Here is a 15,807-nt window from a genome sequence, read left to right as displayed (position 1 = left end):
ATCGTGCTTGAACCCGTAGGAACAGCTGAAGGGGACATCAACCTATCGTCCCGTCGTGCGCAATGGCAGGTGTCGAACCTCAGCGCGGAGACTTTCGAAACCCTGCAAGAGGATAGCGATGCGTTCTTGCATCAGTCACTTTCGACGCCCTGCCTCAACGCCCTGCGCTCGGCGAAGGGAGCCTATATCGAGGATGTGCAAGGTCGGCAGTATTTGGACTTTCACGGGAATAGCGTTCACCAGGTGGGATATGGCCACCCGAAGGTTATTCAAGCCATCAAGGATCAGCTTGATACGCTGCCGTTCTGCCCTCGACGGTATACCAACGATGCAGCCATCGAGTTGGCGCAGAGGCTAGGAACGCTTGCCCCGGGGAACCTCAATAAGGTGCTCTTTGCTCCGGGTGGGACTGCGGCGATTGGGATTGCTCTGAAACTCGCACGGGTTGCGACTGGTCGGTTCAAGACCGTTTCGATGTGGGACTCATTCCATGGGGCTTCGCTGGATGCTGTGTCGGTGGGTGGGGAGGACCTGTTCCGAAAAGATATCGGTCCGTTGATGCCGGGTACCGAGCATGTGCCGCCAGCAGATCCTCGCCGATGTCCTCTCCAATGTCGCGGGACTTGTAACCTGACGTGCGCGTCGTACTTGGAATACGTCCTAGAGAAAGAGGGCGATGTGTGTGCCGTCATTGCGGAGCCTGTTCGGTGCACGACTGTGGCGCCTCCACCTGCTGGTTATTGGAAGCGGATTCGAGAAGCTTGCGATCGCCGCGGCACGCTGCTCATCTTTGATGAAATCCCAACATGCTTGGGCCGCACGGGCGCGATGTTTGCGACTGAGTGGACTGGCGTTGTTCCTGATATGATCGTGATCGGCAAAGGGTTGGGTGGTGCTGTCTTCCCAATGGCTGCCGTCATCGCCCGTGAAGATCTTGACGTTGCCAAACACATTGCACTTGGGCATTACACCCATGAGAAAAGCTCGGTAGGGTGTGCTGCGGCCGTTGCTACGCTGGATGTGATCCAGGAAGAGAACCTTGTGGAACGAGCCCATCGGTTGGGCATTCAATACGTGAAAGCTCTGGAGGCGATGGCTACGAAGCGCGCTTCGGTGGTCGCTGTGCGCGGGTTGGGTTTCCAGGTTGCGGTTGAGCTAAGCGATCCTTCTGAGGCAGAGCGTGTGATGTACTACTGCCTTGAGCACGGCATGAGCTTCAAGGTCTCCTCGGGCACGATTCTTACGCTTGCCCCGGCACTTGTGATTTCTGAAGAAGATCTTATGCGAACTGTGGAGATCTTGGACGCTGCCCTTTCAGCAAGTTAGGAGGGCACTTCTTGAGTGCCCTCCTTTTGATCTAGCGCTTCACTACGTGAACTGAAACGACCGTGGAAACACCGGAGCCGTGATCGGTAATGGTTAGTTGCCCATCTCCCACAAACCCGAGAGGGGTGATCACGAGCTGTCTCAGCGGATACATCTCAAAGATCGATCCTTCCACGATGTTCTCGTTGGACGAAGTGACAGAGATGTTGCGACCGATGAGGGAGACCTTATTGCCGTGCTGGTCTGTAAAGCCGAAATCGTAGTCACCCGCCACGATGTCTGAGGTGAACGTATAGGAGGACTGCGTGGTGTGCATGGTGTACACGGGCGTGCCAGAAACCGTCACAGCGACGCTTGCCGTCTTTCCGGAAGCTGGATCTGTGATGGTCACGGTGGACGTTCCTTCTGAATTTCCAATCAGCCTGGCGTACACGCAGTACTCGGGATTGTCCACTGTCACGTTGCCAGTTGACGAAGTCCAGCTGATCCAAGGCATGCTGACTTCCTTGCCGCTTGCATCAAATGCGTGCGCGGACAGTTGGATCTGCTCACCCACTCCCATTGTGATCGTGGGAGCTCCGAGCGAGAGATGGTCGATAGGAGACGCGCCAAGGAGTGGGCTTACTGTTGCCGTCACAGGAGCCGCATAGTTCCCAAGAGTGTCATGAACCGCGATGGTGGACGTTCCTTCGGCAATGCCCTGAATAACGGCAGAGGCATCGGTGAGTTTTGCCTTTACCGATGCTTTGTCAGGGTTGCTTGAGGTCCAAGTCAAACCGTAGGGACTCAAAGCGACCACGGCGCCGGTGCTGGAATAGCCTGTCACGACGAGCGTGCGAGAGCCACCGCTTGTGAGAGTCATCGCCGTCTGATCCACGGCAATTCGTGTCACAGCCGTTGCATGAGAAGCAATCTGAACAGGTTCAACTGAGCTTACGGTTTTAGTACACCGTGCAACCGCATTGGGCTGACCGGATGCATCGACCGATCCAAATTCGGAGAGCACGATCTGGACTTCGCTCCCAGTCGCCCCAGGAAGTATTAATTGGGTGGTGGTGCCTGTTGTCGGCATGTTGGCTTTTCGGCTGCTGAGAAGAACGCCAGCAGCTGAATACATATCGGCACGAATGGTGCTGGTTGGGGCGCTTCGCGCAAGAAGACCAGTCCAATCGAAGTTCACTACGACGTTGTTGGAGGCAGATGGCGAGGCACCACGCGCTCCAAATAACCCACCGCATCCGCAAGTGAGGACCGCACATAGAAGAGCAACAAACCCAGTATGTTTACGAAACATACAAAAGCTGTCGGTATCGCCAGATTCAAACTGAAGCTCCCGACGTGCAGAAACCGTCCGTCGGGAGCATAGGAAAACTATAGGTGAACGAGTTCACCCATGATTTCGCGAATGTCTAGGCCAAGACCCTCCGCGATGCGTGTGCCGTACTCGGGGTCGGCTCTGCAGAAGTGAGGGATCTGTCGTTTTTGTAGCTCAACTCTGGCGTTGGACATATGTCCGACGAGGTTGCTAACGAGACGTGCGCGCTCTGCCTCGGTCATGAGGCGGTACAGGTTTCCTGGCTGCGTGTAGTCATCGATGACTGCAACAGCTTTTGCACGAGTGATCGGTCCTGAAACCTCGATCGGCGGAACGGTGTGTTCTGGGGCTTGCTTTGGAGTATCCGTGAAGCTGTTGGGTTCATAGACGGGGCAGCCTTTGGAGTTGCCGTTAAACTTCATGGCACCGTCTCGGAAGTAGTTGTTGGCCTGCGTTGCGTGGGGGCAGTTCACAGGCAGATCTGCATAGTTAACGCCAAGTCTGTAGCGATGAGCATCTGCATATGAGACGAGACGGGCTTGAAGCATTTTGTCGAACGACGGTGCGATGCCAGGTACGAGATTTCCGGGTGAGAACGCAGCCTGTTCTACTTCCGCAAAGTAGTTCTCCGGATTCCGGTTCAGCACCATTCGTCCAAGTTTGTGCCTTGGGAACTGACCATAGGGCCAGACTTTGGTGAGATCGAAGATGTCGATGCCAGCCTCGTGAGCCTCAGCAACAGGAATCACTTGGACTTCCACGGACCATGCGGCCTCGCCGCCGTCTTGGATGGTGGCGTACAGATCTCTTGTGGCGTGATCGGGATCAATTCCCGCCACTCTGGCAGCCTCTTCGGCTGTAAAGTTTTCTATTCCAGTCTCGGTTCTGAAGTGATACCGAACCCAGAATTGCTCTCCATGCTGGTTAAACCACATAAACGTGTGGCCACTAAAGCCGTGCATATGACGGTAGCTTCGGGGCGTTCCTCGGTCTGAGAATAGGATCGTTGCCATGTGCGTCGTCTCTGGGCTGAGCGAGAAGAAATCCCAGTGAGCGTTAGCATCCTTGTATCCTGTGGCAGGATGTCTCTTTTGTGTATGGATGAAGTCAGGGAACTTTAATGGATCTCGAATGAAGAACACGGGCACGTTGTTCATCACCAAGTCGTAATTGCCTTCTTCTGTGTAGAACTTGATGGCAAAGCCGCGTGGGTCTCGGTCTGCATCTGCGGAGCCTTTCTCCCCGGCGACTGTGGAGAAGCGCACAAACACTTCGGTTCGCTTGCCGACTTCTGAGAGGAACTTTGCCTTCGTCAAGTGTGACAAATCGTTGGTGACTTCGAAGTAACCGTAAGCTCCCGCGCCTTTGGCGTGGACCACTCGCTCTGGAATGCGCTCTCGATTGAAGTGGGCAAGCTTCTCAAACAGGTACACGTCCTGCATGAGAATCGGACCGTTCGATCCGATCGTTTGGGAGTTCTGATTATCGGGCACTGGAATGCCGTGGCTTGTGGTGAGGACTACTTTCTCAGACATGGCTCGTCTCGCGGTGAGCAGCTCGGCTTTGGGGCTTGTCGCTTTGGCACGACTCGCACACCAATTTGGAGTCGTTTGGTGAAACGTGGGCGTGTTTAGAACACAGACCTCGTCCGCAGTTTGTACAGATTCCGACTGCTGCTTCCGAAGAGAGATGTAAGCCACCGATGGGTGCAGAGTGGGCGCATTCGTAACAAATCATAGGATCTCCTTGAGCTCAAAAGAGCTGCTCAATGCAAATATGATGATTGTCGTTTATTAATTAGTCAACATGATAATGACGATCTGATATATAATCAAATCAGATGAATTTATTAGAGAGTCTCACGGTGAGAGACCTGCGTGCTTTGGTTGCCCTGGCTGACCTTCAGCACTTTGGCCGGGCTTCTGAAATGCTAGGGTTGTCGCAACCCTCTCTGAGTGCTGTGGTGAAAAAGGCGGAGAACTCCTTAGGTTTTTCAGTGTTTGCACGAACCACTCGAAGCTGCCTTGTCACTCCCGAAGGGGAGATTGTTATTCGGCAGATTCGTTCTAGCTTGGAGAGCCTTGCGGCTATCTCCACCCAGCTAGGTTATAACAGCAACCCGCTCACGGGGCAGTTTCGGTTGGGGCTTCTGCCAACTCTTGGCCCGTACTATCTGCCACACACACTGCACCTGATTCGTGATGAGTTTCCGGAGGCGAAGATGATTCTGTGTGAGGGGCCAACGGAATCACTTGTCGAGAAGCTGAACAATCGTGAACTGGATGCCGCACTCGTTTGTATTGCTGGACCTAAGCCTGGCTTTGAGGTCATCCCTCTCTTCTATGAACCCTTTGTTTTGGCAATCCCTCATGATCACCCTTTGGCACAGAAGGAGAAAGTAAGTGTTCAGGATCTCAATCCGAAAGAACTGATTGTGATGGAGCGTGGAAACTGTCTGCGAGACCAGACGCTTGAGGTCTGTGGGATTCGAGCTACGAGTGTCAATCCGATCCACGCGACAAGCATCGAATCGCTGCAACAGATGGTGGCGTTTGGACTCGGCAATGCGCTGATCCCAATCATGACTGCGGAACGTAGTTCGCCTCATCACGGACATTTGAAGTTTGTCCCGTTTGAGGAGCCGGTACCTGGTCGCGTCGTGGGACTCGCTGCTCCTTCGGGAACCCCGACAACTCATGACGCACTGGCACTGGGCAAGCTCCTACGCAACCGGTTACCAAACATTCAGTTTCTGGGGAACACTTTGAAGCCTGTCTGAGGCCGTATAGTGTTATCAACAAGTGGCAAGACTCAAGGACGTGGCGTCCCTCGCGGGCGTCGATATCTCGACCGTATCGAAGGTTCTCCAAGGCGGCAATATCCGCGTGGCTGCCGAAACTCGTCAACGGATTGAGGCTGCTGCCAAAGAGCTGAACTACCGACCTAACTCGTTGGCACGTAGTCTACGAAAGGGGCGAAGTGGGGCCGTTGCACTTGCTTTACGTAGCACGAGCAACTATGTCTATCCTGCCATCATCGACGGTGCCCAGGAGGCAGCTGACGAGCAAAACTACTGTCTTTTCCTTGTGAAATACTCCCAAGGGGACGGGAGTGATCCGCTTATTTCGCTTGCGGAGCAAGGGCGTATTGATGGAATTCTCATTGCAGATGAGCTTCCCAGCCCTACATTTCTAGAGGACCTGGAAGAGCACGAGGTCCCGTATGTTTCCCTCAATCCCTTCGGTGATACGCCTCGACCTTATGTCGCGCTTGATGACGCGGCTGGCTTTAAGCTACAAGGGACGTATCTGGCCGGATTGGGACACACCCGCATTGGATTTGTTGCCGTGGCGCCGAGTAGTTATCTTTCCGAATTTTGTCAGAACGCATTTCAGCAGGGCCTGGCAAGCGCCGGGCTGCAGATGGATCCACACCTTATTTTCAAGTGCGATTTTGAAGGAAACGAAGTGGATCGAGTCGCCAATGAGATTGCGCTGATGGACGAGCGACCAACGGCGTTGGCAACGGCGAGCGTTGTGGTTGCTGCACGACTAGCTGACGCTTTACGGCGACGTTCCATTGCAGTTCCAGAAGCCGTTAGTATTGTGGGTTACCATGACACTCCCACAGCTGCATGGTCGGAAATCACGACGGTGAAAATGCCCTCGCGCCAGCAAGGCTATCTTGGAATCAAGAGGCTGTTAGAGGTTGTTGGTGGTAAGAAACTGACGGGCGAGATAGTAGCTGCACCGCCTGAAGTGGTCGAGCGTGGAAGCTGCGTGCGACTCCTCCGAAATTAACCAGTAAATACCCCTTGCTTGGGCGTGCCACAATATGATCACCATGGCAGGCCACTCGAAGTGGAAAAACATCCGAATTCGCAAGGGCAAGCAGGACGCCATTCGAGGCAAACTGTTTACCAAGATCAGCCGCGAAATTACCGTCGCAGCTAAAGAAGGTGGGGGCGATCCCTCCATGAACCCGAGACTACGCGTTGCGGTTGATAAGGCAAGAGGCGTTTCGATGCCCGTCGACAACATCAAGCGAGCAATCGACAAGGGAACTGGTGCGATCCCGGGCATTGCATACGAAGAGATCGTGTATGAAGGTTACGGCCCGAACGGCTCCGCGATCATTCTTGAGTGTTACTCCGAGAATCGGAACCGCACTGTGTCCGAAGTGCGCCACGCTTTCAGCAAGCACGGCGGAAACATGGCTGAGAACGGCAGCGTGTCTTGGCAGTTTAAGCACGTAGGCCAGATCATTGTCGATATGGCAGGCCGGGACGAGGATGAGTTCACACTCATCGCGCTTGAGGCAGGTGCCGAGGACGTAGAGGCAGATGAAGACACATTCACTGTGATTACTGCCATGGCCGACCTCCACAAGGTGAACGGAGCTCTCGCAGCAGCCGGGATCACTGCTAAGGAAGTTAATCTCACCTACTTACCGACCAACAAGGCAAACCTATCCAACGAGGAGCAGATGACGCTTCTCAACCTTTTGGATGCTCTCGATGACTTGGACGATGTGCAAGAAACTTACGTAAACGTGGACATTTCGGAGGACGCGTTCCAAGAGGCGTGAGCCACGGAAAGAGATTCCCCGCGGTCACACTTGTGCTGATCGCGGCGAACCTGGTCATGGCCTTTGCTCTTTATCTGGCACCTGACCTGGCGCTTGACTACGGCTTTCGGTCGGATAAGCCCACTGCTTATACGCTCCTAACTAGCCTGTTTCTTCACGCTAATGTGCTGCATCTGTTGGGCAATATGGTCTTTCTGGCAGCTGTCGGTGTTGCCGTGGAACTTGCGGCTGGTTCGATTCGATTCGCTACCGTTTATTTTGTGAGTGGCATTGCAGGTGTGATTACCCACTACGCGCTTACCCATAGCTCCTTTTCCAACGTGCCCTATATTGGTGCGAGTGGCTGTATCGCCGGATGCGTCGGGTACTACAGCGTACGGTACATGGGCCTCAAGGTGGCCATGGCTCCAAAGACTGCTGTGAATGTGTTGGTGGTCACAGCGGTATGGGTAGTCCTGCAGGTGGTTGGCGCATTTGTGAAGCTGGGTGACATTGGCGGTACAGCGTTTTGGGCGCACATTGGCGGATTTGTGGCAGGAGTTGTGCTCAGTCTTGTCTATAAAACGCCAGACATAGCCCACTTAAAGATGGGACATGAGGTCCTTGCTAGGATGAACGAGCGCGGTCCGGCAGCCGTTGTTCATGCAGCCAAGCAGCATTTGGAAACCCATCCAAAAGACCCGAAGGCGTGGCAAGACCTAGCGCGCGCATATGCCCTCACGGACGACACGGATGGTGAGGCCAATGCAATCCTTCAGCTACTAGATTTGATGCCGGAAGCCGAGCATCCTACGCTTTTGGCTCGCTTAATTGAGATTGGGCAATCCAGTAGACTTACCCCTCACAAACGGACGGCTCTGGCAGAAAAATACAAGTCATCTAACCCTGATATATCACGTATTCTGCTTAAGAGCGTGATCGAGGGATCGGCAAATGACGCACACCGCCCAGAGGCGATGCTTGCACTCGCGGGATTAGAACGCGATCAACACCCGGCTCGTGCACAGGTACTCTTGGATGAACTTATGCAAGCCTATCCGCTACATCCATGCGTGGAACTGGCAAGGAAACGCGGTTGGTTGACCTAAAGCAGCGCTGGCGCAATGTCCGGCCCGAGGTCCTCAGCGGCATGCTGTACCACATGGTTCGGATTGTGGGCAAAACACTTCGGGTGGAGAAAGTCAACTTCCCGGAGAATCTAGAGGCACACATCTTTACCGGGTGGCATGGGCGTTCGTTCGTATACGCACACCTCTTCAGTCATAAGGGCTACTGGGTCATCATCAGTCAATCGCGAGATGGCGATATCCAGAACTCCATTTTTTCTCGCCTCGGTTATCAAACGATCCGTGGTAGCACTGGACGCGGAGGCGTGCGCGCAGCCATCGAAGGCATCCGAGCGCTGAAAGCCGGTGGCACGATGGCCATGACACCCGACGGCCCAAGAGGTCCTAGCGGAGTGGTACAGGGTGGCGTAATGATGATGGCGCAGAAGTCGGGGGCTGCCCTGTTGCCCGTTGGAATTTCCGCCCGCCCGAGGATCATTGCTAAGACGTGGGATCGCTACCTCTTCCCAATGCCATTCGCCCGTGCGATTATCATTGCGGGCGAACCGATTTATGTCCCGAAAGACTCAACGGAAGAGCAGGTCGAGGCTATTCGACTGCATCTTGAGCAAGAGATGCATCGCCTTGAGGCGGAAGCAGAAGCTGCCCTTATCAAGTAGATTTGCGGAGCATTTTCGTCCAGAACTCTGGGATCAGCGTTGATACGCTTCAGTCTTTAAGAGATTCACCTTTCCTTGAACATTCATCCATTGAGGTCGTTCTAAGACTTGTTCGTCTGTTTTTCATCGCTTTGCGATCTCTCCCAAGGTCCTGACTCGGCCTTGTCGTGACTTAAAATGAAAGGAACTGCTTCAACACTATTTATCTTGATGGCAAGTGGCGCGCTTGCTCACCCACACCAGTACAAGGTGATTGACCTCGGGAGCCTGGGATTTTCTTCGGCCCTCCCTCGCGCCATAAATGACAAGGGACAAATAACAGGCGCGGTCAGCTATTCCCGTGACATCAACGGGAGCGATTCATTTGAGTCGTTCATATGGGACCCATCCACGGGACTCCGAGGCATTCAAGGCTATGGCTCTGAAAGCCAAAGCGAAGGGTACAGCATCAACGATCGAGGGGAGATTGTTGGGCAGACGACCACTGACAATGGCACTCACATGTGCAAATGGGACTCTGCGGGCAAACTGCTCCTACTGGATGACCGTGGTGCTTTTTACAGTCAAGCTACCGGCATAAACAATGGGGGAACCATTGTTGGCGGAACGGAATCCATACAGTCTCCAGACGGAGCATTTATCATGCCCTCGGGCCAGGCCCCGAAGTTCTTGGCTGCAAGTAGTTCCTTCTCGATTGCAATCAATAACCATGACCAGTGCGTTGGATGGTCACTGGTGAATAATCTTGCTAGCGCATCTTTCTGGGACCCAAACAGCGGCCAAGTAGACCTTGGAACGGCAAGCTATTTATACAGCCAAGCCTCAGCCCTAAACGACTCAGGAGCGGTAATTGGGACAGCCTGGGATGCTCACGGCAGGAGCCACGCCATTCTATGGATGAACGGCACCTCCACAGAACTAGGAACCACCGACAGTGTCGCTTCAGACATCAATAACCACGGGCAGATTGTTGGAACCGATATTGATGCCACTCTGTGGGACAACGGAAAGACCTACGATCTGAATAACTGCATCGTGCCTGGCAGTGGCTTTAAGGGTGTGCTTCTTAACGCTTACGCCATCAACAATGGCGGGTGGATTACAGGCCGCTCGCTGGTGGATGGTGAACAGCACGGATTCGTCCTCGTCCCTCAAGCGGTACCTGAACCGACTTCGATGGCAATGATCGGTCTTGGACTCGTCGCTATGCTTCGCCGTAAGCGTAAGTAGATCAAAATCGCGCAATGCACTGTCGGCAATCGTACTTACAGGATAGAATCTTGCCACACCTTCCCAGACAAGGGCGTCCAGGAGCCATATGAGCAAAACTTACTCTATTCTCGGTGCGGGCATGCAGGGCACTGCAGCTGCGTACGATCTCGCAAAATTCGCTGATGCTGCTGTTATTAAACTAGGCGATATGAGCCTGGAACAGGCTACCAAGAGCGCCCAGCGCGTGAACAAAATGGTTGGCAAGGAGCTTTGCCAACCATTTCAGGTTGATGCCCTCGACCCCAATTCATTGCGCCCCTTTCTCGAATCTTCTGATGCGCTTCTGAGTTGCGTTCCTTACTGGATGCACCCCCGCATTGCCGAGGTCGCCATCGAAACAAAAACCAATATGTGCGATCTCGGTGGCAACACCGACATCACCATGCAGACTTTGGGGATGGATGAGAAGGCCAAGGCCGCAGGTGTTACGCTCATTCCCGACTGCGGGCTTGCTCCGGGTCTCGTCAACAGCATTGGGCTATGGCTGATCGAGCATCTTGATGTCACAGAGAGCGTGAAGCTTTACTGCGGTGTTCTTCCTCAACATCCGGTTCCGCCTCTCAACTACAAAGTCACCTTCAATGTAGAAGGGCTGGTTGCTGAGTACGACTACCAGGCGGTGGTGTTGAGGAATGGCGAGATCACGCTGGTCGACACGCTTTCGGAACTCGAAGAGATCCACGTTGAGCAGCTAGGAGCTATGGAGGCTTTCACTACCTCTGGTGGCACCAGCACCGCGCCTTACACGCTCCAAGGCAAGCTGAAGAATTACGAATACAAGACGATCCGGTTCCCCGGGCACTGTGCGTTCATGAAAGTATTCAAAGACTTCGGATTTTGGAATGAAGAAAAGATCGATGTGAAAGGGACTCAGATTGTCCCTAAAGACGTCTTTGTGAAGGTTTTCGGGCAAAGCCTGAGCAAATTGGAAGATCTGGACCTCTGTGTCATCCGAGGTTTGGCGGTCGGAACGAAAGGCGGTCAGCCGAAGACACTTCAGGTCGATATCTTTGACAAGCAATGCACTGAAACTGGTTTCACTGCGATGGAGCGGCTCACGGGCTTCTCGCTTTCTATCTACGCTCAGAACATCGTGAACGGTGGAACAACTCCAGGATGCACCCGGTACGAGGACGGCATGACCGGTACCGCGTTTCTCGAAGAGCTGCAAAAGCGCGGGATCGGCATGAAGTTTTCAGAAGTGGGATAGTTTGGAGCGGGGGGGCTATTCCTTTGCGAGGAAAGCCTTCCTCTCTTCGTGTGGATAGTGTTCGATGGCGTAGCGGAGCATCGTTCTCGGCATCTGGAGTCGATGCTCTTGCAAGAACTGTGTGAGAACCGATCTGTCCTTTCCCCCAACTTCCCGTAACATCCAGCCGGTCGCTTTGTGCATCAAGTCGTGTTTATGGGTGAGGAAGTATTTGGCTAACCGCAACGTGTCGTCGAACTCTCGTCGCTTGATGAACGCAGAGGTGGCGATGATGGAAACCCGTTCCCGCCAAAGATGCCCACTTTGTGAGAGTTCGTAAAGCACTGATCGATCCTTGTCTAGCAGATACTCACCCAAGATCGGGCCGGCGAAAGAGTCTACGAGGTCCCAGTTGTTGACTCGATCTAACTCATTCAAATAGAAGTGAACGATTTCCATCTTCCGAGTGGGATCGGCCTTGGGGAATTGGAGCACGAGGATGGAGAGTGCAACGGTTCGTGCTTCGTGCCACTCACTTGCAAGCAGGTCGTGGAGGTCGTCGAATTCAAGGTGCTTGAACTGCTTGGCAATGGACCTTACCTGTGGCACCATTACGCCGATGAACTTGTCACCTTCTCCGTACTCGCCTGGTCCACATTTGAAGTAGCGTGGAAAATACTCCGCTTTACCTGGAGTCGTGTTATTTCGAAGAGCTTCCAGGACTTGGTCTGTCATGGTGAATCCGAATCGAGTTTGACACAGGAGTCACCCCAGTCCAACACTTAGGTGTATCTGACTGGGGTTTCGGGTCAGGTTACTTCGCTAGGAAGCAGATCGTCCGGCTTGTACTGTCGTTGTATGGGGCTCTCTTACTTGCACGAATCGATACGTTCGAGGGCTTACCGAATCGATCGTAGGCAGTGAAGGAGCCGAGATGTTCCTGTCTATGATCTTTGGCAACGTACAGGATGCCATTGAGAACGGATGCGGCCTGGAGCGAATCGAGATGCCACTTGGGTACGCCATTTCGATCAACTGCTGTGACCGACTTATTGCCTGGAGAAGACTTCCAAAGCAAGCAAGTGTTTGCATCTACCCATCCGAGGGGGCTCCCTTGCCCGAGATGGACTGCTCTGCCGCTTCGCTTGTCGAGCAACCAGGTGGTCGAAACTCGCGATTCATCCCCTGACTCGTTTGCGTACTGATTAATTGGAACCTCGATTGCGATTGATTGGTCATCAAACGCTGGCGAAATCCGGTTTCCAGAGGATCCTGGTGCCAGCTTCATCACTTTATTCACTGGACCCAACAGATCTGTAAATGCTGAGATGTACCACTTGGGGTCGGCACCATTTTTCTGATAGATACGATGGTTCGCAGGTGACCAGATGTAGGCTATCGAGGCATTTCTGTTGGTTGACATCGAGAATTGGCACACTTGGTGTTCCACCACTTCTTTCGGAATTGGAAATGCTTTAAATCCTTTTGTGCAGGAGTAGGAGTAGGCTGCTGGAGGATTCTGAACCCAGAACAACCCAATCCCTGCGGTGTTGTCTCCAAACATTCCATCCACATAGTGATTACCGAACGTGAAGTCTTTCCCCGACGGTTCCATGCGTACAACGTATTTGTCTCCACGGTCGAACGCATAGGCAAACGGCTGCCCGGTGATGCCATCCGGCGTCGTGAGCGCAACTCCTGAAACTAGCAAACTGAGTAAGTTGATCATCCTCTTAACCCTCACACGCCCTTCAGTCGGGCATTCTCGATTGTTTTCGGTGCGAACTGAGGGTGGGTCACATGTTAGATCTGCCAGTAAAAATTAAAACGAGAAGAGTAGCCATGAGTATGATTCTCATTAAGATTTGTGCAAGTTGGTGCAAAGAGTCAAATTTATGGTACTATATTCCTAAGTACGGGTTCGTGGCGATCCATCGCAAAGAATCGCCGATCCACTCGATCCGCTACTGATAGAAAAGCGAAGATCGCAATTTGATGGGCTCTTGGAAGCCCATCTTTTTTTGCCAAAGCTTTGCAGAAACCGTTCATATTAGAGGGGATGAGCCTCACTTGTCTCGCTGCTGCGCTACTCCTTTCGCCAACGAAGCCGAAGACGACCGTGATCATGATTCACGGGGCCGGCGGTGGCGGTTGGGAATATTACAAGTGGGTTCCCATTTTCAAGAAGGCTGGGTTTGTTGTGGTTAACCGCGACCTAGTCCCTACCAAGAGCGGCTTGGCCAAAACTCGGTTTGATGACTATGTCCGGCAAGTCGTAAGTTGGAGCCGTCCCACCCATGGTCCAGTGGTGCTCGTTGGAGCAAGCATGGGCGGCATTCTGGCCCTCAAAGCGGCTGAGACGATTCACCCGACGGCAGTGGTTTTGGTAAACAGCGTGTCTCCAGCGGCAATCAAACAACCTGAGAACCGGCCTCCCGTACCGGAAGTGATGCGTTGGGCTAATGGCCCACTTAAGGACACGACCGATGCGATGCCAGATAGCGATCAGGCAACCATTCTTTACGCTTGGAAGCGCTGGCGGGATGAATCTGGCGGCGTCATGAACGCCATCCGAACGGGAATACCCGTTCAAGTGCCACACTGCCCGGCCCTTACCGTAATCGGGAGTAAAGATACAGACGTCGCTCCCGCGCAGAGCTTGAAATTGGCAGATTGGGCACATGCCGACGTTCACATGTACCGTGGAATGTCTCATGTGGGGCCGCTGATGAGCACGCGAGCCACTGAAGTTGCCAAGGCAATCATTCAGTGGCTCAAGCGAGGTTAGTTTGCCTTTAAGGGCTTATCGACTTTAGGACGAGTCGGCTCGTTCGCCACGGCTACACCGGTGACGAATACCGTGCGAGCGATCATTTCCATTTTGTGGAAGTCGATCTTGGACACTTCGTCGGAAACTTGGTGGTAATCCTCGTGCTCGCCATCGAACCAGAAACAGATGGGAATTCCGTTCTTGGCGTAGTTGTAGTGGTCGCTGCGGTAGAAGAACTGATTCGGATCTTTGAGATCGTCGTACTTCTTGTTGTAGTCGATGCCAAGATATCCCTTGTTGACGCTATGGATGATGTCGCCCAGACGGGTGGACATCATGGTGGTACCGATCACGTACACCGCTTTAGGGCCGGTAAGCGAGTTGTTGCGAGGGTTCTTATCGCCCGCTTTGCGACTTCGACCGACCATGTCCATGTTCAGCTGAGCAACGATGCTTGCCTTTGGAACTGTCGGGTGCGAGGTGAAGTACTCGGATCCCCACAGGCCCTTCTCTTCGCCACAGTGCCATACAAAGATGAGGGATCGCTTCGGACGGAGGGGTGAGCGTAAGGCTGCCTCTGCAATACTAAGAACCGAGACCGTGCCCGAACCGTCGTCGTCTGCACCGTTAAAGATGCGATCCGTTGGGCCACCTGCAACTCCTCCGACATGGTCGTAATGAGCTCCGATCGCGACATATTCTTTCTTCAGCTTTGGATCGCTGCCTTCTACGATGGCAACGACGTTCTGCGTGTAGGTCACTTCGTTGGTGGCTTTTGCGACGAGTTCGACCGACTTATCGATGGCGATCGTGTTCTCAGAATTGTCAGTGGGTATGCCTAGCGCCTTTGCAACATTCGAGTTGATTAGGGCGTGGACAGCACCGCCTCCTGAAAACTGCTGGTCCTCTGATTCAGGTCGGTAATCGTTTGAGAATTGCAACCAGCCCGATTTGAATCCTTCCCATGCTCCACCAGGCCCCGCCGAATAACCGTCGTACCGAAGGGTTCCGATGGCACCGTTCTTCACGGCGGTCAAGATCTCTTGCGGTGCGCATTTTGGTCCCAGCACGACGATCTTGCCTTTTACATCGAACGTGTCGATCTTCTTGGGGACATACACGATTGATCCGCGGATGCTCCCGTTGCCAGAACTCACGAGAAAGTCGTCGCTAAATTTCAGGGTTGTGCCGTTGACGACGATTTTTGAAGCATCTTTGTCGTATGCATGGCGGACAAGTCGGACCGGCTGAAAGTAGGAACCGTTCACGCCCCCTGGCTTGGCTCCCCAGCGCTTCAGATTGAAGGCTAGGAAATTAGCTGCTGCATCGAGGCCCGGGGAAGGTGTATCCCGTCCCAATAGAGCATCTGCGGCAATGAAAGTGAGGAAGTCTTTGAGACCTTCTGCCGTGATGGTGTTGGCAGCCTTTTTGGCGTCGGAAACCTTAAGAAACTGAGGCCCAGCAACCGCTGACCCCATGAGCGAAAGAGCCGCAAGCGATGTGAGGGCGATCCTTTTCATGTTGATTGGCACACGTTACCACTCCTCCGGCTTTGTGGCTAGGAGTTTGAGGTCATATTGAGTCTTACTCTTTCCGAGCGACCGAAACAGGGAAGAGTTCTG

The 15,807-nt window shown here is 53.5% G+C and carries 14 protein-coding genes; 9 read left to right on the top strand and 5 right to left on the bottom strand.

The features are described from left to right. Window positions 1-1,326 carry a (R)-1-hydroxy-2-aminoethylphosphonate ammonia-lyase gene (gene pbfA / locus ACZ51B_RS11260; protein ID WP_464297182.1) on the top strand — a complete coding sequence of 442 codons (1,326 nt, stop codon included), beginning with the start codon at window positions 1-3 and terminating at the stop codon, window positions 1,324-1,326. Window positions 1,327-1,357: 31 nt separating this feature from the next. Here pbfA and ACZ51B_RS11255 read toward each other — a convergent pair whose 3' ends face one another. Further along, on the bottom strand, window positions 1,358-2,620 hold the full coding sequence (locus tag ACZ51B_RS11255) for a hypothetical protein (RefSeq protein ID WP_464293423.1): 1,263 nt from the start codon (window positions 2,618-2,620) through the stop codon (window positions 1,358-1,360). Window positions 2,621-2,697: 77 nt separating this feature from the next. Continuing rightward, window positions 2,698-4,176 (bottom strand): catalase, encoded by a 1,479-nt coding sequence (locus tag ACZ51B_RS11250; protein ID WP_464293422.1) that lies wholly within the window; start codon window positions 4,174-4,176, stop codon window positions 2,698-2,700. Window positions 4,177-4,481: 305 nt separating this feature from the next. Here ACZ51B_RS11250 and ACZ51B_RS11245 point away from each other — a divergent pair, with 305 nt between their 5' ends. The 7 genes from ACZ51B_RS11245 to ACZ51B_RS11215 all read left to right on the top strand — a co-directional run bounded on the left by ACZ51B_RS11245 (window position 4,482) and on the right by ACZ51B_RS11215 (window position 11,436). Then, entirely contained in the window at window positions 4,482-5,420 is a 939-nt protein-coding gene (locus tag ACZ51B_RS11245; RefSeq protein WP_464293421.1) for a LysR substrate-binding domain-containing protein, read from the top strand. A gap of 22 nt (window positions 5,421-5,442) precedes the next feature. Then, window positions 5,443-6,441, top strand: a complete 999-nt coding sequence (locus tag ACZ51B_RS11240; protein ID WP_464293420.1) for a LacI family DNA-binding transcriptional regulator — start codon at window positions 5,443-5,445, stop codon at window positions 6,439-6,441. 43 nt (window positions 6,442-6,484) lie between these two features. Beyond that, window positions 6,485-7,228, top strand: a complete 744-nt coding sequence (locus ACZ51B_RS11235; RefSeq protein WP_464293419.1) for a YebC/PmpR family DNA-binding transcriptional regulator — start codon at window positions 6,485-6,487, stop codon at window positions 7,226-7,228. A gap of 56 nt (window positions 7,229-7,284) precedes the next feature. Next, window positions 7,285-8,316: a rhomboid family intramembrane serine protease gene (locus ACZ51B_RS11230; RefSeq protein ID WP_464293418.1), complete on the top strand. Its 1,032-nt coding sequence runs from the start codon at window positions 7,285-7,287 to the stop codon at window positions 8,314-8,316. Then, a complete protein-coding gene (locus ACZ51B_RS11225; protein WP_464293417.1) occupies window positions 8,304-8,954 on the top strand; it encodes a lysophospholipid acyltransferase family protein in 651 nt (216 codons plus the stop codon). Before ACZ51B_RS11230 ends, ACZ51B_RS11225 begins: the two co-directional genes overlap by 13 nt. A 177-nt stretch (window positions 8,955-9,131) precedes the next feature. Beyond that, window positions 9,132-10,184 (top strand): PEP-CTERM sorting domain-containing protein, encoded by a 1,053-nt coding sequence (locus tag ACZ51B_RS11220; protein WP_464293416.1) that lies wholly within the window; start codon window positions 9,132-9,134, stop codon window positions 10,182-10,184. An 88-nt stretch (window positions 10,185-10,272) separates the two neighbouring features. Continuing rightward, window positions 10,273-11,436 carry a saccharopine dehydrogenase family protein gene (locus ACZ51B_RS11215; RefSeq protein WP_464293415.1) on the top strand — a complete coding sequence of 388 codons (1,164 nt, stop codon included), beginning with the start codon at window positions 10,273-10,275 and terminating at the stop codon, window positions 11,434-11,436. A gap of 15 nt (window positions 11,437-11,451) precedes the next feature. On the opposite strand, the gene ACZ51B_RS11210 is transcribed toward ACZ51B_RS11215, so the two are convergent. Next, window positions 11,452-12,150, bottom strand: a complete 699-nt coding sequence (locus ACZ51B_RS11210; protein ID WP_464293414.1) for a DNA alkylation repair protein — start codon at window positions 12,148-12,150, stop codon at window positions 11,452-11,454. Window positions 12,151-12,229: 79 nt separating this feature from the next. Next, entirely contained in the window at window positions 12,230-13,144 is a 915-nt protein-coding gene (locus ACZ51B_RS11205; protein ID WP_464293413.1) for a hypothetical protein, read from the bottom strand. 330 nt (window positions 13,145-13,474) lie between these two features. Here ACZ51B_RS11205 and ACZ51B_RS11200 point away from each other — a divergent pair, with 330 nt between their 5' ends. Then, complete coding sequence (locus ACZ51B_RS11200) at window positions 13,475-14,203, top strand: alpha/beta hydrolase (protein ID WP_464293412.1); 729 nt, start codon at window positions 13,475-13,477, stop codon at window positions 14,201-14,203. On the opposite strand, the gene ACZ51B_RS11195 is transcribed toward ACZ51B_RS11200, so the two are convergent. Next, window positions 14,200-15,705 carry a M28 family peptidase gene (locus ACZ51B_RS11195; RefSeq protein ID WP_464293411.1) on the bottom strand — a complete coding sequence of 502 codons (1,506 nt, stop codon included), beginning with the start codon at window positions 15,703-15,705 and terminating at the stop codon, window positions 14,200-14,202. The genes ACZ51B_RS11200 and ACZ51B_RS11195 overlap by 4 nt on opposite strands. Between the last annotated feature and the right edge of the window lie 102 nt (window positions 15,706-15,807).

The sequence above is a fragment of the Fimbriimonas sp. LA-C6 genome (assembly GCF_055398105.1).
Note: the sequence above shows the minus strand (reverse complement) of the source record. Positions and strands in the feature narration are given on the sequence as shown.